This window comes from Lysinibacillus sp. FJAT-14222 (assembly GCF_001278875.1).
Taxonomy (GTDB): Bacteria; Bacillota; Bacilli; order Bacillales_A; family Planococcaceae; genus Lysinibacillus; species Lysinibacillus agricola.
Genome location: NZ_LIYL01000059.1, coordinates 97,707 through 122,459 on the forward strand (window position 1 = coordinate 97,707; position 24,753 = coordinate 122,459).

Consider the following 24,753-nt stretch of genomic DNA (forward strand, 5'->3'; position numbering starts at 1 on the left):
AGCAATTGTGGAAACAAAAAATGGAGGTACATCATGATTGGGAACAAAAACAACAATGATACGACAAAATTATTAAATGAGAAATTAGGATCGGAGTCCTTTTTAATTGCTGTCCATCGTGGTAGTAGCATGGGAAATATAATTGAAAATACGCTCTCTGCTTTTTATGCAGCGATACAATCCGGTGCAGATATTTTAGAAATTGATGTGGTTCGCTCAAGTGATGGTGAATTTTACATATTCCATGATGGAAATGAGCGCAGGCTTCTGGGACAGGAAAAAAATATCAGGGAAATGGATTCTGTCTTCATTGAGTCTTTAAACTATCGAAATAATATCGGACAAGTTGTCAATTATAAAGTAGAAAAGTTAGAAAATGTCTTAACGAGCTTAAAAGGTAGTGGTATGCTCCTCAATTTAGATCGTTCTTGGGAAGATTGGGAGACATTGCTTCCTTTCCTAGATCAGTTTGACATGGCAGATCAAATTATTTTAAAATCCCCAGTGAATCAAAGTTGCCTATCTATTTTGGAACAACACCCTATAAAGTATCCGTACATGCCGATTATAAAAAAATTAGAAGAAATAGACGAGGTCCTAAGCTATCAGACTATTAATTTGACAGGCATGGAATTAATTGCAAAGGACACGGATAGTGTATTCTTTCAAGATAGTATCATCCGCGGTATTAAAGAAAAGGGATTATTTATTTGGCTAAATGCAATCGTATTGAACGATAAGGATGTATTGTATGCAAAGTATGATGATGACCAATCCATCATAAAAGGGCCTGATTATGGTTGGGGGAAACTTATTGAAAAAGGGTGCGACGTCATTCAAACCGATTGGCCAAGTCTATTAAATCAGTATAGACAAGAAATTAGTAAGAAAATGAAAAGAGGATGAATATGAATAAATATATCCAAGATACCCATGCCCATGTTTTAATATGGCTTGAAGAAGCGGCGAATATGATACGTGAGTCGTTTACTGAACAATTAATAATTGAGACAAAATCTAACTTCAGCGATTTAGTTACAAATATGGATAAAAGTGTACAAAATTTCTTTATCCAGAAAATCATGGAGTACTATCCCACTCATCAGATTTTAGGTGAGGAGTCTGCAGAACAATTCAAAGATACGAATAGGGAACATGTATGGGTAATCGATCCGATTGACGGGACGGCGAATTTCGTAAAACAACAGGATCATTTTTGTATCCTTATTTCCTATTACGAAAATGATATTGGAAAATTAGGCTATATTTATGATGTAATGAATAAGAATCTATATTACGCGATAGAAAATGCAGGTGTTTTCTTAAACAATAGTAAATTACCTACTCCACCAGCTATTTCTTTACAGGAGGGACTTGTCTCTATTGATGTACGGAACTGGTATGGAAAAGCAAGTTTGGAAAGGTTGGCTACTGAGGCCTTCGATATCCGATATTTTGGCTGTGGTGGTATTGACAGCATTCATGTGATAACGGGTAAGTTTGCTGCATTTGCAGCATCGATAGCGGGCCCTTGGGATATAGCGGCTCAACGAATTTTCGCAAAAGAGTTAGGGCTATGTGTATCTAAATTTGATGGAAGTGATGTCAATTATTTGAAAGGTGGAAATTGGGTAATTTCCAATAAGGCTGCATACGAGGACCTTTTAACAATTGTTAAAGAATTTTAACACTTGAAAACGTAAGATAGATAAAAATGATTGTTAGAATTAAAAGGTGGTGGAATTGATGGTGACCATATTGGATATAGCAAAAGAAGCAGGCGTATCACATGGTACAGTATCCAATGTTTTAAACGGCAAAGGAAATGTCAGTTCAAAAAAAATGGAACTTGTTTTAAATGCGGCTGAAAAATTAGGATACAATCTAAATAATAATGCAAAGCTGCTTCGTTCCGGAAAAAGCCAAACTATTATTATGATATTACCTAGCCTCGCATTAGAGGAATACTCTATTTTTTACGAAAATGCTTTAAAAGAAGCAAGTTCCATAGATTATCAGATAAGGCTGTACTGTACTTATGACAATCCAATAAGGGAAAAGCAAATTATTAAAGAAATTATTAAAGAGCGTCCAGCTAGCATTATTACGGTCTCTGCATTACATGATGCTAATGAGTATTATGAGAATATTCCAATTAGTAAAAGTGACATCATTTTTATTAATAGGAATTTAGCCAATGTACAGGAATTTATAACTTTTGATTTTAATCAGGCTGGGATTGATATTGCAACGCTTATTGATCAACATATTATCGGAAAAATTGCCTTGTTTACTGGAAAAGACAATTTTACGAATGAGCATGAGTTTACAAATGCATTGTTGGAGAATTTAGATAATCGAGATATTACTGTATATCAGTCTACTTTATCCCATGAATATGAAAATGCGTTTAAAATAGTCTTAGAATCGTCCTTTGACTGTATCATTGTAACAAATGTCTCTAAAGCACAATTATTGATTAAAGCATTTCATTATGCTTCAAATAAAAAATTACCAAAAATTATCGCGCTCGGACCATTAAAAAACATGCATAGTAATGAAATGATGTACTATTTTCAGGATTTTGGATATTTAGGTGAACGAGTCGTGAAAAATATCATTCAAACGATAAATTTAAAAGATAAAAGTCATTCCAACGTTTATCCCAATTATGGATTTCTAATGAAGCCAGATCGATATAAAAACTTTCAATCAGAGATTAAGATTCTTACCATTGATTCACCAGCAACGCATGCGCTAAAAAAAGTCATTACGCATTTTGAAAAGAATACAAACTGCATCGTACATCTTGATATAAAATCCTATAATGAGGTTTTTCAAATCATTGAGGACGACGAAAAGTGGAAAGACTTTGATATTATAAGATTGGATATTGCTGGTTATTCTTGGTACGGGCAGAAAATTTACCGCCCACTGCGAGGATTGGAAGTAGAAATAGATGCATTTATTGAAGCATTGCCATACTTTATCAAAGATGCTTATGTCAATATCAATGATACTGCATATGCTGTTCCATTTGACATCAGTATTCAGATGTTATTTTATAGGAAAGATATTTTTGAAAATGACATCGTAAAGCGAAAATACTTTGAAAAAACCAAATCAGAACTTAAAATTCCAACGACATTTGAAAAATATAACGAAATAATCACATTTTTCAATGAGAACGACTTTGACCAAGTAAAAGAATTAACTGGTGCGTCCATGATTTCAGGAAACTTTGAGACCATTGCAGCTGAATATTTGCTCAGGTATTATTCCTTAAAAGGTGATCTTCTCACTGGCACAGATATTCATTTAGACCCAGAAGTAGCGATCAATGCTATGAAGTTACTTTATGATAATTACAGGAATTCTCTGGTCATTGACTCGAATTGGTGGGGAGAGGAAGTACAGGCTTTTAATAAAGGGAAATCGGCAATGGTGATTGGATTTATGAACCATTTGTCTGTTGTCTCTCAAAGTAATATTAAGGGTTCAATTGGAATTGCCGATGTTCCAGGGAACACACCTTTGCTTGGTGGAGGGATTTTAGGGCTAACGAAATCAACTAAAAATGTGGAAGCATCCATTGAATTTCTTACTTGGCTCAACAGTCCAGAAATTTCGGAACAAATCAATTTACTAGGTGGCAATACGGCAAGTTATTTTCTCTCGAATAACTCTGTTGTCAGAACGATGTATCCATGGCTTGCTAAAGCGAAAAAAACAATCATAAATGGAAAGCGAGAGACTGTTTTTGAAAATGGCCAGAGAATCGATTTAAAACATACGGAAGAAATCATTGGAAAACATATACTAAAACTATTAACAGAAGATCAACCTCAGTTTAAAAAATATGTAGAAAACATAAATATAGAATTGAAGGAAAAGAAGGAAATGTTGACCAATCAGGTTTAGGGTGAGTTTTCGATTTGCATGATCAAATATTTTGGAGGGGATTTATGTCAATTACATTATTAGGAGTATTTGCTGGGCTATTAACTAGCTGTTCGTTTATTCCGCAAGCATACAAAGTCATTAAAACAAATAGAACGCAAGATATCTCTCTACCGATGTATAGCTTATGTACAATTGGAGTGTTTATCTGGATCATCTATGGACTGATGATTAATGATTTGGCCATTCTATTAACAAATATCATTACTTTTGTACCAACAATAATCATTCTTAACCTAACCCTTAAAAACCATATACAAAACAAAAAAAAATATAATAAAAAGATCTATACTCATTCCTCTTGATAGAAACGGTATTGGTAAAAGGCTTAACAAGTAAAGAAGGTACTAAATTCGACGCTTATTTAAAATATGAAAAAAATGTAGATAACGAATACTTTAGTTGGAAGATTGGGTTTGCTAAAAAAAGAATTTAAATTAAGATGAACCCCAGTCTATCCTAGAGAATTTGTTCATGATTGTGGGTCCCCAATCATGTGAGTAGAGGCTCCAGGTCAAGCTGAAAAATTATTCACGCACTCTGACTTAGACAGCAAAATGGACATTGTTATTTTGCCGTTTTTAAGCATACTTTAGTTAAAAGCAACAAGAAACTTAGTTTTTTGAACTATGTACAGTTTTCTATATGTTGAAAGCAAGACCACTTATTTTCATAACTAAAAAGTGGTTTTGCTTTTTTGTTGAATTTTTTGCTGTCAATATGGCAAACTGAATACGGAGATAAATCTGAACATGGTCCATCTTTCACCTAAGGGCATAAGCATCTTACGAATAAATTGTTAAGTACGCCATGCTCATCTAGGACACTAAAACTAGTTTTAAAGATAGTAGGCTAACATATTGGAGGAAGATAAATTGACTAAAAGGAGATCAGTTGGATTAGAGTTTCGCACATTATCGCTTTTAATGAGAAGACAATTGGATCATACACTAATGGAAAAAGATAACCACCTTACTGCCATGCATGGTTGGACGATTAGTTATCTTTGCAAAAACCAAGATAAAGATGTCTTTCAAAAAGATTTTGAACGAGAATTTTCTATTCGCAAATCAACAGCATCCAGAATACTAAAGGCTATGGAAAATAACGGTTTGATCACAAGACAATCTGTGCCTTACGATTCAAGACTTAAAAAAATTGTCTTAACAGAAGATGCGCTGAAAATACATGACGGCATCATGACTCGTAGAGCGATTCTTGAACAAAAATTACTATCAGGTATCCCGGAAGAGAAACTTGACGTGTTTTTTGAAGTGATGGATGCTATGAAAGAGAATATTGAATCTTGAAGAAGATGCTATTTTGAAGTTTTTATGACTATATAGTTAGCATGCTAACTAAATGAGGAGGACTGCAAATATGTTGAAAATATTTAAATACTTAAAACCGAAAGAATGGACGCTAATTGTAGCTAGTATTGTGTTCATTGTAGGGCAAGTTTATTTGGATTTGAAGTTACCGGATTATATGTCTAAAATTACGACCCTTGTACAAACAGAGGGCAGTAAAACGAGCGAGGTATGGGCAGCTGGAGGGATGATGCTTTTATGTGCCCTTGGCAGTATGATATTGGCAGTCATTGTGGGCTATTTTGCGGCAAGGGTAGCAACATCTCTTTCAAAGGAATTGCGAAAAGGAGTATTTGACAAAACGTTATCTTTCTCTATGGAGGAGATTAATGGTTTTTCGATCGCAAGTCTTATTACTCGTTCTACTAATGATATAACGCAAATACAGCAAACTGTTGCAATGGGTCTTCAAGTTATGATTAAGGCTCCGATCCTTGCAGTATGGGCTATTTTGAAGATTACCGGAAAAAGTTGGGAGTGGTCAGCGGCAACAGGAATAGCAGTAATTGTTTTACTTATTATGATAGGCAACCTGATCATCTTTGTGCTACCGAAATTTAAAGTCGTTCAAAAACTGACAGATAATCTTAACCGAGTAGCAAGAGAAGGTTTAACTGGTCTTCGTGTTGTTCATGCCTATAACGCACAAGAGTATCAGGAAGAAAAATTCGAACAAGTAAATAAGAATTTAACAGATACAAATCTTTTGGTGAACCGACTTATGGCCATTATGCAGCCGGGGATGGGTCTGATTATGTCAGGTTTAACTCTTTCTATCTACTGGATTGGAGCGCATTTGATTAATAATGCAGGGGGGATGGATCGAATCGGTTTGTTCAGTGATATGGTCGTATTTTCATCTTATGCAATGCAGGTGGTTATGGCATTTATGCTATTATCAATGACGTTCATTTTGCTACCGAGAGCAGCAGTATCTGCAGCACGTATTAATGAAGTACTAGATACACCTCAGACAATTATTGATGGAGAAATACAATCGTCGCCTAAGGGTATCGAAGGTGAGATCGAACTCCGTAATGTTAGTTTTAAATATCCTGATGCAGAAGACTATGTTTTAAAGGATATTAGCTTTACAGCACATAAAGGTGAAACTGTCGCTTTAATCGGTTCTACGGGTAGTGGTAAAAGTACGCTCATTAATTTAATCCCAAGATTTTACGATTCTACTGAGGGGGAGGTATTAGTCGACGGCATTAATGTGAAAGAATATGCACAAGAAGCTCTTCATAATAAGCTAGGTTACGTTTCTCAAAAAGTCGTATTATTTTCAGGTACAGTAAAATCTAATGTTACTTACGGTGATAACGGCCAGACCCCATCAACAGATGAGGAGATCAAAAAAGCGGTGGAAATTGCCCAAGGTAAAGAATTTGTGGAGAACATGGATGGTGAATATGAAGCGGCTATTGCTCAAGGCGGAACAAATCTCTCAGGAGGACAGAAACAACGTCTTTCTATTGCACGAGCAGTGAATAGAAATCCAGAAATCTTTATTTTTGATGACTCGTTCTCTGCCTTAGATTATAAAACGGACCGTCAACTTCGTTCTACTTTGAAAAAAGAAACGAAAGGTGCAACTTCTTTGATTGTGGCACAGCGGATTGGAACGATTAAAGATGCTGATAAAATTATTGTTCTTGATGAAGGTAAAATCGTTGGTATGGGGAAACATAGTGAATTATTGAAAACTTGTAAGACTTATCAGGAAATCGCCTATTCGCAACTATCGAAGGAGGAGTTGGAAAATGAGTAATAAACAAGCAAATAAGCCCCGAAAAGGTACTGGTGCTCCAGGTAATATGGCAGCTCCTGGAGAAAAGCCAAAGAATTTTAAAAAGCCTTGGGGAAAGCTGATTGCCTATTGTAAACCTTATTTACCAGCGATTATCTTTGCACTTGTCTTGGCAACTGTAGGAACAATTTTCACGATCATTGGACCCAATATGCTCAGTGAGATAACCGATTTGATAATGGAAGGTATTACTGGTGAGATTGATATTACGGCTATAGGAAAAATTGGTCTGCTTCTTGCTATTTTGTATGGATTGAGTTTTATTTTCAATTATATTCAGGCGTTTATTATGGCAACTATTACGCAGCGAGTTTCCAAAAGGCTACGTTCAGATATTTCGAACAAAATCGATAAATTACCGTTGAAATACTTTGACTCTACAACCTACGGAGATGTGTTAAGTCGTGTCACGAATGATGTGGATATGATTGGGCAGTCTCTAAACCAAAGTATTGGTTCATTAGTGACAGCGGGAGTCATGTTCTTTGGATCTTTGATTATGATGTTCTCTATTAATGTTACGATGACACTTTCTGCCATTGCTGCAACTGTCGTTGGATTTGTATTAATGATCTTTATCATATCCAAATCCCGCAAATACTTCATACGCCAGCAGCAAGACCTTGGTAGAATAAACGGTCATATTGAAGAAATCTATTCAGGGCATGAAGTCATGAAGGTTTATAACGGTGAAAAAGCAGCTAAGCAAGAATTTAATGAAATCAATGAAAGTCTTTTTAATAGCGCTTGGCGCGCGCAGTTTATGTCGGGCATGATGATGCCTCTCATGATCTTTATTGGAAATTTAGGCTATGTTGTTGTTTGTGTAGTAGGTGCTGCACTTACAATGAAAGGTTCCATTACATTTGGTGTTATTGTTTCATTTATGGTGTATATCCGCTTATTTACGCAACCATTGTCTCAGTTTGCACAGGCAGCTACAAGCTTGCAGTCAACTGCCGCAGCAAGTGAACGTGTATTTGAGTTCTTACAAGAAGAGGAGCTTAAAGATGAAAGCGATAAGAAAGCCACTTTAGATGCCAAAGATGTTAAAGGTAATGTGCAATTTAAAAACGTTAAGTTTGGATATACAAAAGAGAAACTTATTATTAATGATTTCTCTGCTCAGATAAAAGCTGGTCAAAAAGTTGCCATTGTCGGACCTACTGGGGCTGGGAAAACAACGCTTGTTAATCTTCTCATGCGTTTCTATGAAGTAGATAGTGGAGAAATCATGATTGAGGACGTAGCGACTAAGTCGATTACTCGTAAAAATGTTCACGACTTATTTTGCATGGTGCTGCAAGATACTTGGCTATTCGAAGGTACCGTTAAGGAAAATATCGTTTATAACAAAGAAGCTGTAACCGAAGAAGAAGTGGTAGCAGCTTGTAAGGCAGTAGGTTTGGACCACTTTATTAGAACCTTGCCGAAAGGTTATGAGACAGTTTTAAACGATAAAACAAGTTTATCTGTAGGACAAAAACAGCTTATTACCATTGCAAGGGCGATGGTTAAAAAAGCACCGTTGCTTATTTTAGATGAAGCTACTAGTTCCGTTGACACGCGTACTGAAGCACTTATTCAAGAAGCAATGGATAAATTGATGGTAGGAAAAACATCATTTGTCATTGCACACAGACTTTCAACAATTAAAAACGCCGATTTGATTTTAGTGATGAAAGACGGAGATATTATTGAAAGTGGTAATCATGAAGAGCTGATTGCAGAAAAAGGATTCTATGCGGATCTATATAATAGTCAGTTTGAAAATGTTTCTTAAAAATGAATGCCCATATACTCGCTTTCGGTTACTGGGGGCGAGTGTAGCTTGTAAAAAAAGATTGATTGTTTTTTATATATTTTTTGAATTAAGTCTCTACTCCTTAAGTATTTTTTTCGAATTGAAGGTTATATGAAACAAGAATCTAATTAAAAACTTACGAAGTAGAATTCTATGTAAGCCAGCCACAAATGGAGTTAGCTTTGCTTTTTAGCCTGTAACAAACGACATTGATTCCACAAAGATTGAAACAATTTTAATTTAATTGTATTTCAGAAAAGAGAGCACCCAGAAATAGGTGCTCTTATATAAATAATTACTTATCCTTTTAATTTAGGAACCCTATAAAAAAATTCCACCTTTTAAAGGGTGTTTTAAAATGATTCTATAGGTTATTAGGTGCAACTATTATCCTTTTCCATAATACTTTCTACGAAATTTAGTGCAGGAGATGAAAGTTCATCATCTTTTCGTGTACAAATTGATATTGGATTTACAATCCTAATATCTTCAACATCAATTTTTGCTAAATCACCACGAGCAATATATTCTTTTGCTTCTAGAGAGGAAACAAATGTAATTCCGTAACCTTCCATAACAGCTCTAATAGTTTCGTTTAATCCATTCATTTGTAATCCAATAGACGGTTGATTAATATTATTTATTTTACATAGTGAAACTAATTTTTCACGAGAAGAACTACCCTCTTCCCGAAAAACAAAAGGCTCAAGCATAGTTTCTGCTAAGGTAACTTTTTTTTTAGCAAACTTATGATTCCTACTAACTACAAACCACATTTCGTCCTTAAATAATTCCTTCCAGTATATCAAAGGGTGAGATTCATTTATGCCCCCAATAAAAGCTATATCAGCTTCATAATTAATTAATTGGTTAATAGCTTTACTAGAATTTGTACTAGTTAATTCTACTTCAATATCTGGAAATTTTTGTTTAAAATCGGCAAGCCATTTTGGTAGGAGAAAATTTGCTGGTAGATACGTAGCTGAAATGCTTAACTTTCCAACTAGTCCTTTTTTGAATTGTTCTATATATTTTTCGATTTCTTCCTCAAGAGTAAATAATTTCTTAGTGTATTTGGTAAGTTGACGACCCGACTCGGTTAAAAAAACTCCTCTTCCCTTTGGAGCTAATAGACTAAGGCCAATTTCTTGTTCTAATTTTTTTACTTGTGCAGTAACAGCCGGCTGACTTATGTTAATTTCATTAGCAGCTTGGGTTACACTTCCTTTTTCAGCGACTATGTGAAATATCCTTAATGCATGAAGGTTCATCTTCCACCTCTACAATTCATAATTTTTAGTTATAAATACCATAAAAATGTGTATTAGATTTTTCAGAAAATTATCTTTATTATAAAGTTATGTAAAAGTTGTTGCAACAAAATAAAGATTTAGGAGGTTGTAAATAGTGTAAATTCCACAATAGAATAAACATGAATAATTTTCTAATTATTATAATTATTGTATATAATCAAGACCCTAATTTCAAGCAATATACAATACTTACAAACTAAAATGATATTTTTTACTACTAAATAAGTAGAGAGGAATGTTTATTCCTGAAAGGGGAAGCAAATATGAGTATCCTAATCATTAATAAGACTTCTTATTCTAAATCTCCATATGATGTTTGGTTACTCAAGACTTAAATGAAGATTTAATAATGTTAACTACGCCAAAATGTTGCGAAGAATTTACGAAGCAGCTGAAGCAGATGCAATATTAATCCATTCAAAAATGAAAGATATTAATGAAATTAAAAAGTTTGCTGAATTGTTTAAAGGTACTGTACCTATCGTTATTGTTCCGACCACATATCCTAATGTAACTGTTAAAAATTTGGAAATTATGGGTGTAGATATGGTGATTTAGGCTAACCATGGTTTACGTAGTTCAATTACAGCGATGGAGGAAACTTTCTCCAAAATCCTTTTAGATGGAACTACAGTAAATATAGAATCTAATATTTCAACAATGCAAAAAGTCTTTGAGCTTCAAGGAATGTTCGAAATGAGACAATTAGAAGATAAATATAACTCTTCTAATATAATAGAGTTACGCTAAAAGGGGGATGAACTAGAAATGAAACTTTCATGTATCGATTGTCACAAAGAATATTCTATAGATTCATTCCGCTACTTGTGCGATTGTGGAAATCTACTTGATGTAATACATGATTTTAAATCTATTGATTCTGAATACTTAAAACAAATATTCAATAAACGACTTGCAGACCGAGTTTCGCCTTTTGCTAGCGGTGTTTGGAGATATAAAGAACTAATTTCCCCTGAACTGGAGACTAACCATATTGTTACAAAATACGAGGGTAATACTGGTCTTTATAAAACGGAAAAGATATCAAACTATATAGGTAACCGCTGCACTTGGGTGAAAGCACAGAGTGAGAATCCGAGTGGATCATTTAAAGACAACGGTATGACAGTAGCTGTTTCTCATGGCTACTCACTTGGAAAAACAAAATTTACTTGCACATCAACGGGTAACACTTCTTCTTCACTCGCAATGTATGCTTCTCTGGCTAATTCAGAATCTTATGTCTTTGTTCCAAATAAAAATATATCTGTGAATAAAGTGCTGCAAACTTTATCTTATGGAGCCAAAGTTATTACATTTGAAGGAACTTATGATAATGGGATTCAGTTTTTAGAAAAATATAGTGATGATTTAGGATTATACGTTTGCAACTCGATAAATCCGTTCAGAATTGAAGGTCAAAAAAGTATAATTTATGAAATTGCACAATACCTTCAATGGAAATTACCAGATTGGGTAATCGTACCAGGAGGAGCATTAAGTAATGTATCCGCCTTAGGGAAAGGATTAAATGATCTTTACACTTTAGGTTTTATAGACAAAATTCCAAGAGTAGCAGTTGTTCAGGCAGAAGGAGCCAGTCCGTTTCACAAGATGGTAGAAAATAATCAAGAAACCCTAATTCCTAATCCAAATCCCGATACTGTAGCTTCTGCTTTAAATATTGGAGATCCACCAAGTTGGAAAAAGGGATTACGTACTCTTGAACAAACAAATGGCATAACCGTTTCTGTTACTGATGAGGAAATACTTAACGCCAAGGCAATAGTTGATCAAAGTGGAATAGGATGTGAACCCGCTTCTGCCTCAACAGTTGCAGGATTGAAAAAACTTGTTGCTCAAAATGTAATAGATTCTGATGAAACAGCCGTTTGTATTTTAACTGGAAACCTTTTAAAGGATACTGAAATACTAAAAAAATATCACTTAGAATCTAATGAGGAAGCTCATTTCGCTAATTCAATAATTTCTGCTGAACTAACAATAGAAAATATAAAAAAATTATGATTGGGAAGAAATGGTATGAAATTTGAGATCTTATATGACAACTTCAATTAGTTATTTACATTCGAACATAAACTTTTTCATTGAATCATCACTTTCTTTAGAACATATTTTTGATTTCTTCAGTACTCATTTTTAATAAATAGAGAGCAAGTATTACAGCACGCACGACAAATGGCCAGCTTTCTGATGATTTTTTTCAGATAGCTGGCTTTATTATGCATATGTAGCTCGAATTGACTCGGACCAAGGCATGTATTCTTGTAATAATTCTGGTTGTTGATGAATTGCGAGATTGGGTAAATCCGTCAAAAGCTTAACGAGGTATTTATAGATATCTATACCATTCGCTTTTGCTGTTTCCGCTAGACTTAAGCAGATTGCATTGGCTTTTGCGCCCGCCTCACTGACAGAGAAGAGCCAGTTCTTCCTTCCAATCACGGTTGGAAGGATCGCATTTTTGGCTGGATTATTATCGATTTCGATTTGCCCATTATACAAAAATGCTTTTAGTTCATTTCTTCTGTTCAACGTATACTCTGTTGCTGTGGCTAATGCGTTTTTGCCAAAGAATTGAGACTTTTCGAGCCAGTTAAAGAACTTCCGAATGACCCGTCTTTCTACGCCATTGAAGAAGGAGATTTCGCCCGCAGCAGTTTTAATCACACAGCTTGGCCCAGCTGTCTGTTGGAAAGAATGAGTCGAGGATGTTTCAGTTGGTATGGGATCCAGTTTAACTGGAACAATGGTTATGGGCACAACAATTTGTCCATTGGTACAACGAAATCCACCTGCATAGCGGGCTGAATTTTGTAACACCTGTACAATGTCATACGGGCGAACACATAGCCCTATTAGAAAAGCGCAAAGACGTGTACGAGGCTGCGAAGGAGAAGCATCCGGAGCGTTGGGCACGAGGTACAAGAAATTGGGCACCGACTGAACAAGTAGCACTCAATCCAATGCGAGATGAGGACAAACTGAAGCAGTGACAAAACCATAATAGTCCCATTTCCCTGGCGATTAAGATTGAAAGCACGCTTTTTCTTTCAATCTTAATTGCCAGGCCAACAAGCTCAGCGAGATAGCCTTGACTGAACATGGGGATTCACCCAATCTTTCAAAATACTAAAGTAACTAAATACGACAACTATATTGACAAACACCGAGAATGAAAAATCATTTGTTAAAATAACAAACTAAATATATGCCAAACATTTTACTTAGTGTTTAGCATTTTGCGCTACACATCAATCAGAAAAACCATATGAAAGAGTTTGTGGAGAATTGTACTTAAATGGATTAGGATGCTTTTCTTCAAGTAGGCATAGAGTTTTTTCTACTTCAAGTTTCGTGGCAGGTTAGTTTCACAACTGGTTGTCTTTTTAAACATAGAGATATATTTCCATGGATTTGATTGACATGTAAAGTGTATTAAGCCTATAATACATTACGAAGAGTGTATTGTATGCTTAATACACTTTACATTTTTTTGAGAATGGTGTATTAAGGTATTAATACACAAAGACCGATTAGCTGGGTAATGGCTAAATAATAAATCGGGTAGTTCTTTAAAGTTCTTTGCCCACCAGTATGCACAAACTGTATTAAGCGCTTGATACACGAAAATATGATTTTCTGGGAGTTGAGTTAATTGACTGTAAAGTTTAATAATCGGGATCCGGTTTATGTCCAGGTTATCCGGCATTTTAAAGAGCAAATCGCCAAGGGGTATTTTGAACCTGGTCAGGAGATTCCATCAAGAAGAGAACTAGCCAACCAGCTGAAGATTAACCCAAATACTGCACAACGAGCTTATAAGGAAATGGAGGAACAAGGATTGATTTTTACTGAGGGGAATATGCCGAGCTGTATTACTAAAGATGAAGCGGTCCTTAAAAGTGTCCGTGAGGAATTGATTATCGAAGCGGTTGACTTATTTTTAGGTTCTATTAAATCCATCGATGTGCCGTTATCTGAAGTGTTGGAACTAGTAAAGAAAAAGCATGATGCCGAAAGCGGAGAAGCGGAGGAATCGAAATGATTGAAGTAAAAAATGTCATGAAAAAATACGGCAGGAAACAGGTATTAAAAGGTCTTTCATTCACTGCTGAAAAAGGTGAAATTACTTGTTTAATCGGTATAAACGGAGTAGGAAAGACGACAATCATGAAAGCTATTATGGCGCTCACGCCTATTAATAGCGGTGAAATTTTGATTGATGGGGAAAAAATCCGGAAAGAAAGCTTTGAAAAAGTTACCTTTATTCCAGATACGATTACGATGTTACCACAAATGAAAATTTGTGATGCCTTTGCGTTCATGGCCGATTTTTATAAAAACTGGGATCCTCAAAGGGCAGAAGAGTTGCTGCAATTTTTTAAACTAGACCCTACTGAACGAATTGCCAATTTATCAAAGGGGAATATGGCTAAAGTCAATATGATATTAGGTTTGGCACTGGACGTAGATTACTTACTGATGGATGAACCATTTTCTGGTATTGATATTTTTTCCCGTGAACAGATTGCCGAAGTGTTTACAAGTCATTTAATTGAAGAGCGTGGTGTGATTATCACAACCCATGAAATTAGTGATATTGAACACTTGATAGATAGAGCAGTGCTTATTGATAACGGTAAAGTATTAAAGGAATTTAGTGTAGAGGAAGTGCGTGAAAAGGAAGGGAAATCAGTAGTTGATGTCATGAGAGAGGTGTATCGTGGATGAGAAACTATTTAAAACTTCTTAATTTCGAAGTAAATCGATTTTTCAAATTGTACCTAATCTTAATAGGTGTGATAATTGTCAGTCAGTTCATTGGGGCGATTGTCGTGTCAAAAATATATATGGATAGAGCGGATCAGAATCAACTATCAATGAGCCAAAATGTTAAGGAATACTTTTCATTTAATTATTTCGGTGACTCAGAATGGTTTCTGCTGCCAATCTTTTTTAGCATAGCCATTTTGATGATTTATGTTTTCTTTATTTGGTATCGGGATTGGTTTGGAAAAAATACGTTTATTTACAGATTATTAATGTTGCCAACTGAAAGAATTACTATTTATTTCGCAAAATTGACGACTATTATGCTATTAATACTTGGTTTAGTTACCTTGCAAATATTGTTAATTCCGATCGAAATACAAATTGTTAATAGTATTATACCAACAGATTTACAATCGCATTTTTCGTTTTATCATTTTAGTAGTTTTGAAATATGGGGTTGGATGTATCCGAATACTTTTACTGAATTTATCCTGATTTATGGAGTAGGGCTAATCTTTGTAGCAGTTTTATTCACTGCCATTTTAATTGAACGAAGTTACGGTTTAAAAGGCATTTTTTTCGCAATCGTTTATGGAATGCTTTCGTTCGGTGTCTTTTTTGTGCCAATTTTATTGAATGAATTTTCTAATGGTTATTTTTACTCACTTGAAGTCCTTCTTATGATAATAGTAGTGAGCATCATCGTATTAGGAAGTGCCATTTGGATCGCGAATCATTTGCTAAAATATAAAATCAGGGTCTAAGGGGGGGATAGCTATGAAAAAATATTGGAAAACGATATTGATTAGTTTAATCATCGTGATGACAATCGGTACTTACTATATTCAACAGGCAATGGCTAAGGGTGCATCCTTTAAAATTGAAACTACTAGCGGAAATAAGGGGGAAATCGACAATCTTATTCTTCAAGCGAGATATCAGAGCGGTAATATTTATCGTGAGTTGAATATATCGAAGGATGGTTCGACTAATCAGAACAGGTCTTTTATTGGAGAGTTGATAGGACGAAATAACCCTTTGATGTTTCAAAAATATATTGAAGAACACCGTAGTTTTATGCGTGGAAAAGAATTAAATCCTGGTCAGTATTTTGAAGACGAAGACCGTTTGATTTACACCACTTTTCAAAGTAATGGTCGAAATAAGGGTCTCGGAAATTTTTTCACTCTTCAAATCGATACACTTGATAAAAAAACAAATGACAGTTCTTCATTTGAAATCAATATGCCAGACCAAGTAAGATATGACTGGATCAATGAGCAAGATGTCTATGTAGAAAATGGAAAAATAAAGATATTAGCAATAAGTTATCTCAATGGTGAGGAAGAGCTGCATATATATACGGTTGATGAAAACAAAAAGGAATTAGAACATGACTCAATACTTGCAAAATTAGAATCAGAAGAGATCGGCCAGGCCAGCATTAGTATATTAAATAACTATAATAAATTTAGTAATGAAAATTATTTCTTATATATGGTTGAAAAATACAAATACCCAGATAATGGTGATCGTGAAACAATCTCTAGCGAAATATATCTTTATAACTATCTTAATAATGAAGTGAAGGAATTGACAATTCCAGTCGAATTAAAACCACATGTGAAGTCGATGGTTCTTCAAGGAACAGATATATTCATTCCTGTTCATTCAGCCAATGGGTTAGAGCTGAACCGTTATAATATTGAAAAGAAACAGTGGGAAGAGCCTTTAAATTTTAAGTATCCAAGCATTGCTAATGTTAAAGAAGAACCTTTTTTACAGATTACAGATGGTAAACTATATTTAGTCAATCGTATTTCTGACGGTCATTTGTTCTTAATCGGTGATTTACGGACAAGTGAATCATTATATGAAGGTAAAATCATCATCGAAAATAAAGAAAAACGAGATGCAGATTCCTCACTTTTTATCGGGCAAATATATAACCACAATGATTAAATCGAAGAACAGACAATTTAGAAAATTAGAGCAAGCAGCTTTGGCAGATATGAATTCTATGATTTATATCTGCCGATTTTGAACCTTAGATTGATGATTGTGAAATACTAATTGACAGTAGACGATAATGAAGTCCGTCACTGGGCGGAGTATATAAAAATTAGTTTAGTAGTTTAACTTTTGAAGTAACGAGTACAAGAGTTTAAGATCCAGTTGCCGAAGTCAAAGGAACTTTTCTTATTGAGCCTTGTTAATATTAGTTTAAATAGAATTTTACATAGAAGGGGATTAAAATGGAACATCGTTAGTTAAAGGTTCAGACTACTATGTAATTTCACCTCTAATCAATGAGTGGTGGGGTGGTAGGAATATGTCTGATATGCTACCAAAATTATTCTTCGACCATTTTACACAAACAAGTTTCGTTGCGGAAAAGGACGGTAAACTTGTGGGGTTTCTAATAGGATTCCTTTCTCAAACTCATTCAAATGAAGCGTATATTCATTTCGTCGGAGTTCATCCTGAATACAGAAAGCATAATATTGGAAAACATTTATACAATATGTTTTTTAATGTGGTAAAGCAAAATAATCGAAGTATTGTTCGTTGTGTAACGTCACCTGTCAATAAAGGTTCGATTGCCTATCATACCAAAATGGGGTTTGAAATTGAAGATGGAGATAGAATTGTTGAGGATCTATCCATAAATACAGACTTTGACGGACCAAATCAAGACAGAGTTTTATTTGTAAAAAAATTAAATTGAATTCTAGCTTTTTATTGAACTAACGCATGCTTTAGTTTTAATAGAATAATATTTTGTTTGGAGTTTTTATAATATTAGGAGGAGGAAAATGTTACTTTTATTTATGCATGTTCTTACCCATGCCCTTGTTGGAGCTGTTATTGTATTTCTTCTAAAAGATGCAAGAAATCTTTCGATACCTAAAAAAATAATTTTATCTGTTATTGGTGGTTTTGCAGGTATATTACCTGATACTTTAGGTGTTAGAACTTCTACTCCTTGGTCTCATTCCATACTATTTGCTCCCATTTTTGTTTTACCTGTTGCTTTGATTACCAAAAAAATATTTCGAGAAATCATATGGTGGAAAATTTGGATTATACTCACTTCAGCAACAATTGTCGGACATATTATCGTAGACTTTTTAACCCATGAAGTTTCGTTAATATACCCTTTATCCCAAAAGCAATATGCTTATGTAATATTTGAGGCTGGAGATCCTTGGGTTTGGTTCCCTTTAATGATTACGCTAATAATTGTTATTTTTAGTTCTAAACATAGCATGAAGAGTATTATAATAGTACTTTTACTAGTAGGATCATATATGGGTATTAGAAGTTACTCTAAATCCGAATTGACATCTAAGTTAGAAGAATATTATGGAGAAAAAAACGCAATTATTCTTGTGAGCCCCCCTGGAGAAAATCTGATGAATATAAAAAATCCTTTAGAGTATCTTAAATGGTCTTATGATTTGTATTCTGAACAACGAATAATACGAGGCTTTAGTCCGTTACTTGGTGATTCGCTAGAAAACCATACAAATTTATATTATCCAGAGCCAAAGCCAGTTGAGGTAAGTATTAATGGTCCCTATAGATCGGGTGAGGATCCAAGTTTTAATGTAATAAGGGAAGTTAGAAAAAGTGGCAATTATTATTTGGTATGTATAGAAGAAAATCATAATGATCCAAGGATTTTTCGTCAAGAAATAGACGGAAGATGGATTGAAGTTCAAGGTACTGAAAAGCTAAGAGTCCTGGACTACTCTTGAACGTCAATTATGTGTAAAGAATGATCAGTCAAACTAATTAGGGCAATCGCTTTTTTACTAATGGAGCTTTTCTTGAATCCCATCCTTTTCTTCTTCAACTAACAGTGCAGGATAGTGGAAGAAGGTAATTGTTTTAAACATAAAAAGAGGTGAAAATTCGTGGATCAATTGCTTCAACATTTACAAAGAGTTGGCGTACATAACCTAAAAAATGATCGTGTAATTATGTTAGAAATTTTAGAGAATAAACTTCATCTTGCTTCTGAAATAGATGTGCTTATAAATGAACTTTTAGATAAATTACATAGTAGTTGTCTGAAAAAAATTATGTTGGAGTGCCCTAAAATGCTTTTAGATAGCTTAAATCGTACAAGGTCTAAAATGGAAATCATTGGTGAAAGGGTTGTATACAAGAGATCTTTAATGACATCATTAAATGTTTCGATACCAGATTATGAAGTATGGTCAATTTCTGATAATAACTCTGTCTCTTTTCTATCTGAAGTGATGGGTATAAGTTTTATTGATGCAGAGAAGTTTTTAACGGGAATGAGCATTGAACTCCCATCACAAGTTAAGGAAATGTTTACAGTATATAAAGTTAATAAAGAGCCTGTTGGTGTAGTTTTTCCACATATAGAACCAAATACAGATAAGGAAGGACGCATTTTTTGGATAGGCATGCATCCTAATTTTCTGGGGTCAGGTTTTGGAAGGAACTTACATGCAATTGGATTATACAGATTGAAAAACGAATTTAAAGCTATCTCTTATTTAGGAATGACTCAAGTCGACAATATTCCAATGAGAAATATTATGGTTTTAAACGGATGCATTCAAAATGAAAATACAGTAATTTCTTTACAATACTCTGTTTAGGAATGAGTTTAATCGTTAAGTAATTCCATCATTATCAACGTCAAGGATTTAATCAATTCAAACAGCCACCTAAAGGTTGTGAAGTTATAATGCGAATGAGCATATACTTTAATAACGAAGATCGTTTTTTCTTTTTCAACTTATTGGCAGGTTAGTTTAGCAAAGAAGGTGCACTGCAGTGTCTCTGGTGCTCCATTTTTATTAGATTAAAAGATGGAGGCGAAAATTGAATGTCCAATGATCATGAAGTTTTAGTAGATAAAGAAAAACGAAATGATTTAAAAGTGAAAGAAGAACGGAAAGAAGGAGAACCAACTCCTGCCTTCAAAGGGGCTTCGTGGGCAGCGCTATTAGTAGGTGTTGCGTCGTATCTTATAGGCTTGTTTAACGCAACTATGGAATTGAATGAAAAAGGATTTTACTTTGCAGTTTTAGTGTTCGGACTGTATTCGGCGATATCTTTACAAAAAGCAGTTAGAGATAAAGATGAGGGCGTACCAGTTACTACTATTTATTATGGTCTTAGTTGGTTCGCACTTATTGTATCTATTTCATTAATGGCCATCGGTTTATACAATGCAGGAAGTGTAGTTTTAAGCGAAAAAGGCTTTTTTGGTATGGCATTTGTTCTTAGTTTATTTGCAGCTATAACGGTTCAAAAGAATATAAGAGATACACAGCGGGCAAGAGAAAAAGGTTGAGTTATGTACCACGATGGAGCAGAATCCACTATGCTACAAGGGGTTTCCGTGGCTCGCTAAGGGTCTAAATTTTTGCATAGACAGCTAAATTAAAATTTGAGATCGGATCAACCGCGGAAAGGCTTTCATTTCATTCTTTAACTATCGAAGGGTATTAAATAAAGGTGTTGAGTTGCCTAGGCAGCTCTTTTTTTCTTTCTTGAACTAATAATTTCGTTATGGATATCTGACATAAACTTAGTTATCATTTTGGTCATTTCCTTTCTCATACGTAAATATATCGTTTATATCAACACTAACTAATTCAGCAATTCGAGAGTCGGTCCATAATTTCCTTTTTCTATTACGAAGATGGTTTGCTTGGAAACCCCGACTTTCTCTGCTAATTCTTGCTGAGACATTCTGGCAAGTACACGATTTTCATAAACCTTATTTGATATCGAATTACCAAAATCTTTCTTCATGACGATCATCTCTAGCATCAAATTATAAACAAACTCACTTTTTACAAAAAAAGTAAAGTAAACTTATACAAAAGTATCAAACAACTTTTTTTACTTAGATTACTTTGATTTAACAAGTGCCAGAATGCAGAAGGAACCTGACAAATTTCATGATTCCGCAAGGTTCATATATAGATCTGGTGCAATCGGGTGATAATATTCAGTAGCTTTAAAATAAAGTTTTGATTGTCTCTATTAACCTTAATCACATGCAATGATAAAGATGTGAAATAATTTGTTATTTAATATCTTGTTAAAAATTGGTGTTGATGCTATCATGTGAATATAATATATGAATATTCATATAAATAATTCATAAAAGGAGGGGTCATCTATGGCAAGGGGCAAAAAAGTTTTTTCAGAAGAAGATAAAACTCTGATTAAAAGTAAATTGAAAGATGAGTGTATGGCATTTTGGATTTCTCCGGGTTATAAAGAAACAAGCATTGGCGCATTGTGTAAGAAAGCAGAAATATCTACAGGTACTTTTTATAATTTATATTCAAGTAAGGAAGAACTTTTTTTTGAAGTTCTGTATGACATTCAAGATACTATTTATGAAAATTTCATTGAGCGAATTGAACAATGCCCTGAAAAGTCCGGCTTTGAAACAGCAATAATCCAGCTTTACTATGAATACGAAAGCAAACCATTTCTTTATGACGTGAAAACGACTGATTTCACATCATTTTATAGTAAACTTTCGGAGGAAATGAAAGAAAAACTAATATTTGATAGTAGTGAACTTTTTCGTACAGCAATCAAACGAGCAAATCTCAAATTGAAAGTTTCTGAAAATTTAGCCTTTTCTACCTTCACCGTCCTTCTTTCAAGCATTGCAAGTAAAGAAGGAATTTCACAAAACTGTGATCACTTAGCCGCATTTCAATTTATGACGAAGCAGTTGGTAGCAAGCATCTTTGAGTAGAGGCTCGATTTCAACTATAAAATAGGAGGAGATATCAATGAGTTTATTTTGGCGTATTATAGATTTTCTAAAAGAAACAGCACCGTTCTTTATCGCGATGAATATCATTTTAGCAATTTTCCTACTAATCTTCGGGTTCGTTTTACTATCCAAAAAGAATAGAGAACAGAAGTCGAAAATGATTGGCGGAATGGTTTGTTTATCATTTTCAATGTTGGCTTTTTTAGGTGCTCTGTCCAATGCATTTTTTTCTTATTTCATATTTTAAAATTTGGAGGATAAAAAGATGTTAGACAAACTACAAAAGATCATGGATGTGGCATGTAAATGGGGAAATGAAAATTTTGGAACCTCTATTCAGTTCCCTAAACCAACAAAAAAATCCATGGTATCCAGTGCTTTTTCAAGTGGAATTATTAGTAGTGTAATTACGATTTATGGACTTTTTTTAAAAAATATATGGATTTTGTTATTTGGTGGACTTGGAATATTAAGCAGTGTTTTCATATATCGAAAAGGTGTAAAAAACGATTAGATAAGTAACATTAACTTTTTACCTAGCTAAAAGGGAAGAACTGATTAAATCCGAAAAGTAATATTTTTCAGTTGTGCATCTTTATTGTAAAACCGCAACCTCGTAAAAGCCCGATTAATGAAGGCTAATAATTATTTTATCCCTGTCGAATAGAAGACTTTTGCAGCCATCTGGCATCGATATTTAATCGAGGCTAGGTGGCTGTTTCATTTTGGGAATGGATACAAATTATATAAAACGTAGTTTATTTATAAGGTTTGTATGTTTAAAATCGTATTTATTGTTCGAATATATTGAATGATTAACTGATATAAGGAGGGGTTAAGGAATGGCTATTGAAACACTTACCAATGAGTTGACGGGTTTATTTGACGAGATCGTAGAAAATCGTCGCTTTTTACATCGAAACCCAGAGCTTTCTTTTCAAGAAGAAAAAACATCTCGCTTTATAGCAGATACATTAAAAAGCTATGGAATTTCTGTACAAGAAAATGTTGGTGATAAAGGTGTAGTCGGATTTATTCAAGGTAAAGAACCGGGAAAAACGATAGCATTTCGAGCAGATTTTGATGCATTACCAATCGAAGATCAAAAAGAAGTTACATATAAATCCACAGTGCCTGGCGTTATGCATGCCTGTGGACATGATGGACATACAGCCACCTTACTCGCTATGGCAAAAGTTCTTCAAAAACATAAGGACAGTTTTCATGGAACCGCTAAATTTATTTTCCAGCCAGCCGAAGAAAAGCCACCAGGTGGGGCGAAATTTATGATTGAAGACGGGGTTTTAGATGATGTGGATTATGTGTTCGGTGCACATTTAGCGACAGATCTTCCCATTGGCAAGCTGTCAACCGCTTCAAATGCAATAATGGCCTCAGTTGATGCTTTTACAATTAAAATCTTTGGTAAGGGCGGTCATGGAGCTCGACCACATGAAACGAAAGACTCCATTATTGCGGCAACTCAACTAGTTCAACATCTACAACAAATTGTTAGTCGTCGTATTAATCCAACTGAAGCGGCCTTTGTCACAGTTGGAAGTATTCATGCTGGGAATGCATGTAATTGCAGACTCTATTTTGTTCGATTGTACCTGGCGTAACCCTTATTATGAATGGGGCCAATCATAGAATGGATGGTTCTATGTATCCTTTTAATATTTTTGGAAATGGGTGGGAAAAATATACTTCAACATTGGAGATGCTTCCATACAAAGGTGATACAATTATTGGGAATGATGTGTGGATAGGAAAAGATGTAACCATTATGCCTAGCGTAACTATTGGGGACAGAGCAATTATTGCAGCTAATTCTGTAGTAGCAAAGGATGTTGAACCCTTCACAATTGTTGATGGGAACCCTGCTAAAGAAATAAAAAAACGATTTTCTGAAGAGAAAATAGAGGAATTACTAAAAAATACAATGGTGGAATTTTGAGCAAGAACTGATGTCTGATAATATCGAAGTTATTCTATCCTATGATATTGAAGTACTAAAAAAATTAAAGTAGTAGTGTAATTCTTGTTTGTAAAAAAATATTTTCTCCTTTTTTATTTAATCATGCCATTACTTGTCATGTTTTATGGTTAGTATAGGTTTGTTCCTTAATCAATAAGGGAAGTTTATAAGATAAAAGGAGAGGTTAAAGTATGTCACGTGAAGTAGTTTTATACATTGCTGCAAGCCTAGATGGTTTTATTGCTAAGGAAGATAATGACTTACAATGGTTAACTGACACAGAAGGGGAGGGGGATGCAGGATATGCAGAAATGTATCAATCTATTGATACAACGATAATGGGGAAAAAGACTTATGATTATATATTGAAAAACTCAGAATCATTTCCGTATCCTGAAAAAAAATGCTACGTCTTCAGCAATTCTGAAAAAGGGTCAGATGAATATGTGGAATTTGTCCATGAAGATGTAGTAGAGTTTACGAGAAAGCTAAAAGAACAAGAGGGTTCTAAAATATGGATGGTTGGTGGAGCGGGTATACTCGATGCTTTTATCAAACAAAATTTAATTGACGAGTATATTATTACGGTCACACCTCATATTTTAGGCTCGGGTATCCCTTTGTTTAAAGAAAAAAGTCCACAAATAGATTTAATTTTAATTGATACAAGACGGTATGGGCAGTTTGTACAACTGCATTATAAGGTGAATCAAACTAAGAAATAGCCTAGCATATGTTGTGCACTCTAGAGTACGATTCAATAAAAATTAGATTAAATTTGGACAACTTCACCAATTAGTGAAGTTGTCCTTTTTCATCAGCCGTCGAACCACACGCCATTCTTTTTTAATATGACACGAGTTGACATATTAATATGGTATGAATGTTAAGAGCGGCAATGAACTAAAATTTCTTAAGTGTTTTA

At 34.4% G+C, this 24,753-nt stretch carries 24 protein-coding genes and 2 pseudogenes; 23 read left to right on the forward strand and 3 right to left on the reverse strand.

Annotated features, from left to right (window positions below; all coding sequences use genetic code 11):
- The first annotated feature begins 33 nt into the window (after window positions 1-33).
- The 7 genes from AN161_RS24180 (at window position 34) to AN161_RS24210 (ending at window position 8,926) form a co-directional block, all read left to right on the forward strand.
- Complete coding sequence (locus AN161_RS24180) at window positions 34-906, forward strand: glycerophosphodiester phosphodiesterase family protein (RefSeq protein WP_082340384.1); 873 nt, start codon at window positions 34-36, stop codon at window positions 904-906.
- 2 nt (window positions 907-908) lie between these two features.
- Window positions 909-1,688, forward strand: a complete 780-nt coding sequence (locus AN161_RS24185; RefSeq protein ID WP_053596867.1) for an inositol monophosphatase family protein — start codon at window positions 909-911, stop codon at window positions 1,686-1,688.
- Window positions 1,689-1,746: 58 nt separating this feature from the next.
- Window positions 1,747-3,921 (forward strand): extracellular solute-binding protein, encoded by a 2,175-nt coding sequence (locus AN161_RS24190; RefSeq protein WP_053596868.1) that lies wholly within the window; start codon window positions 1,747-1,749, stop codon window positions 3,919-3,921.
- Between the two features lie 44 nt (window positions 3,922-3,965).
- Window positions 3,966-4,265, forward strand: a complete 300-nt coding sequence (locus AN161_RS24195) for a SemiSWEET transporter (protein ID WP_075807347.1) — start codon at window positions 3,966-3,968, stop codon at window positions 4,263-4,265.
- A gap of 555 nt (window positions 4,266-4,820) precedes the next feature.
- On the forward strand, window positions 4,821-5,270 hold the full coding sequence (locus tag AN161_RS24200; RefSeq protein WP_143115058.1) for a MarR family transcriptional regulator: 450 nt from the start codon (window positions 4,821-4,823) through the stop codon (window positions 5,268-5,270).
- A gap of 70 nt (window positions 5,271-5,340) precedes the next feature.
- The gene (locus tag AN161_RS24205) at window positions 5,341-7,104 is read left to right on the forward strand and encodes an ABC transporter ATP-binding protein (RefSeq protein ID WP_053596870.1); all 1,764 of its coding nucleotides are present in this window, start codon (window positions 5,341-5,343) and stop codon (window positions 7,102-7,104) included.
- Window positions 7,097-8,926 carry an ABC transporter ATP-binding protein gene (locus tag AN161_RS24210; RefSeq protein WP_053596871.1) on the forward strand — a complete coding sequence of 610 codons (1,830 nt, stop codon included), beginning with the start codon at window positions 7,097-7,099 and terminating at the stop codon, window positions 8,924-8,926. Before AN161_RS24205 ends, AN161_RS24210 begins: the two co-directional genes overlap by 8 nt.
- Before the next feature lie 395 nt (window positions 8,927-9,321).
- Here AN161_RS24210 and AN161_RS24215 read toward each other — a convergent pair whose 3' ends face one another.
- On the reverse strand, window positions 9,322-10,218 hold the full coding sequence (locus tag AN161_RS24215; protein WP_053596872.1) for a LysR family transcriptional regulator: 897 nt from the start codon (window positions 10,216-10,218) through the stop codon (window positions 9,322-9,324).
- A 408-nt stretch (window positions 10,219-10,626) separates the two neighbouring features.
- On the opposite strand from AN161_RS24215, the gene AN161_RS30255 reads away from it, so the two are divergent.
- Window positions 10,627-10,818 (forward strand): hypothetical protein, encoded by a 192-nt coding sequence (locus AN161_RS30255; RefSeq protein ID WP_053596873.1) that lies wholly within the window; start codon window positions 10,627-10,629, stop codon window positions 10,816-10,818.
- Window positions 10,819-11,028: 210 nt separating this feature from the next.
- Window positions 11,029-12,288 carry a threonine synthase gene (gene thrC / locus AN161_RS24225; RefSeq protein ID WP_053596874.1) on the forward strand — a complete coding sequence of 420 codons (1,260 nt, stop codon included), beginning with the start codon at window positions 11,029-11,031 and terminating at the stop codon, window positions 12,286-12,288.
- A gap of 213 nt (window positions 12,289-12,501) precedes the next feature.
- On the opposite strand, the gene AN161_RS27915 is transcribed toward thrC, so the two are convergent.
- The gene (locus AN161_RS27915; protein ID WP_241774638.1) at window positions 12,502-13,104 is read right to left on the reverse strand and encodes a transposase; all 603 of its coding nucleotides are present in this window, start codon (window positions 13,102-13,104) and stop codon (window positions 12,502-12,504) included.
- A gap of 835 nt (window positions 13,105-13,939) precedes the next feature.
- On the opposite strand from AN161_RS27915, the gene AN161_RS24235 reads away from it, so the two are divergent.
- The 8 genes from AN161_RS24235 to yiaA all read left to right on the forward strand — a co-directional run bounded on the left by AN161_RS24235 (window position 13,940) and on the right by yiaA (window position 20,398).
- Entirely contained in the window at window positions 13,940-14,329 is a 390-nt protein-coding gene (locus tag AN161_RS24235) for a GntR family transcriptional regulator (protein WP_053596876.1), read from the forward strand.
- The gene (locus tag AN161_RS24240; protein WP_053596877.1) at window positions 14,326-15,015 is read left to right on the forward strand and encodes an ABC transporter ATP-binding protein; all 690 of its coding nucleotides are present in this window, start codon (window positions 14,326-14,328) and stop codon (window positions 15,013-15,015) included. Before AN161_RS24235 ends, AN161_RS24240 begins: the two co-directional genes overlap by 4 nt.
- Window positions 15,012-15,821, forward strand: a complete 810-nt coding sequence (locus AN161_RS24245; protein ID WP_053596878.1) for a hypothetical protein — start codon at window positions 15,012-15,014, stop codon at window positions 15,819-15,821. The genes AN161_RS24240 and AN161_RS24245 overlap by 4 nt, the downstream gene beginning before the upstream one ends.
- 13 nt (window positions 15,822-15,834) lie before the next feature.
- Entirely contained in the window at window positions 15,835-17,019 is a 1,185-nt protein-coding gene (locus tag AN161_RS24250) for a hypothetical protein (protein WP_053596879.1), read from the forward strand.
- Window positions 17,020-17,389: 370 nt separating this feature from the next.
- Window positions 17,390-17,785 (forward strand): GNAT family N-acetyltransferase, encoded by a 396-nt coding sequence (locus tag AN161_RS24255; protein WP_241774639.1) that lies wholly within the window; start codon window positions 17,390-17,392, stop codon window positions 17,783-17,785.
- An 88-nt stretch (window positions 17,786-17,873) separates the two neighbouring features.
- Window positions 17,874-18,818: a metal-dependent hydrolase gene (locus AN161_RS24260; protein ID WP_053596881.1), complete on the forward strand. Its 945-nt coding sequence runs from the start codon at window positions 17,874-17,876 to the stop codon at window positions 18,816-18,818.
- A gap of 159 nt (window positions 18,819-18,977) precedes the next feature.
- Entirely contained in the window at window positions 18,978-19,697 is a 720-nt protein-coding gene (locus tag AN161_RS24265) for a GNAT family N-acetyltransferase (RefSeq protein WP_053596882.1), read from the forward strand.
- Between the two features lie 230 nt (window positions 19,698-19,927).
- The gene (yiaA, locus tag AN161_RS24270) at window positions 19,928-20,398 is read left to right on the forward strand and encodes an inner membrane protein YiaA (protein WP_053596883.1); all 471 of its coding nucleotides are present in this window, start codon (window positions 19,928-19,930) and stop codon (window positions 20,396-20,398) included.
- Between the two features lie 237 nt (window positions 20,399-20,635).
- Here yiaA and AN161_RS24275 read toward each other — a convergent pair.
- A pseudogene (locus AN161_RS24275) lies at window positions 20,636-20,862 on the reverse strand (helix-turn-helix domain-containing protein).
- A gap of 373 nt (window positions 20,863-21,235) precedes the next feature.
- Here AN161_RS24275 and AN161_RS24280 point away from each other — a divergent pair.
- The 6 genes and pseudogenes from AN161_RS24280 (at window position 21,236) to AN161_RS24305 (ending at window position 24,553) form a co-directional block, all read left to right on the forward strand.
- Complete coding sequence (locus tag AN161_RS24280) at window positions 21,236-21,829, forward strand: TetR/AcrR family transcriptional regulator (protein ID WP_053596884.1); 594 nt, start codon at window positions 21,236-21,238, stop codon at window positions 21,827-21,829.
- A gap of 37 nt (window positions 21,830-21,866) precedes the next feature.
- Window positions 21,867-22,097 carry a hypothetical protein gene (locus AN161_RS24285; RefSeq protein ID WP_053596885.1) on the forward strand — a complete coding sequence of 77 codons (231 nt, stop codon included), beginning with the start codon at window positions 21,867-21,869 and terminating at the stop codon, window positions 22,095-22,097.
- Window positions 22,098-22,115: 18 nt separating this feature from the next.
- Window positions 22,116-22,364 (forward strand): hypothetical protein, encoded by a 249-nt coding sequence (locus AN161_RS24290; RefSeq protein WP_053596886.1) that lies wholly within the window; start codon window positions 22,116-22,118, stop codon window positions 22,362-22,364.
- A gap of 328 nt (window positions 22,365-22,692) precedes the next feature.
- On the forward strand, window positions 22,693-23,472 hold the full coding sequence (locus tag AN161_RS24295; RefSeq protein WP_053596887.1) for an amidohydrolase: 780 nt from the start codon (window positions 22,693-22,695) through the stop codon (window positions 23,470-23,472).
- Window positions 23,448-23,880: pseudogene (locus AN161_RS24300) on the forward strand (CatB-related O-acetyltransferase); the annotation flags it as partial. The gene AN161_RS24295 and the pseudogene AN161_RS24300, both read left to right, overlap by 25 nt.
- Window positions 23,881-24,019: 139 nt before the next feature.
- Window positions 24,020-24,553 carry a dihydrofolate reductase family protein gene (locus AN161_RS24305; protein ID WP_053596889.1) on the forward strand — a complete coding sequence of 178 codons (534 nt, stop codon included), beginning with the start codon at window positions 24,020-24,022 and terminating at the stop codon, window positions 24,551-24,553.
- The last annotated feature ends 200 nt before the right edge of the window (window positions 24,554-24,753 follow it).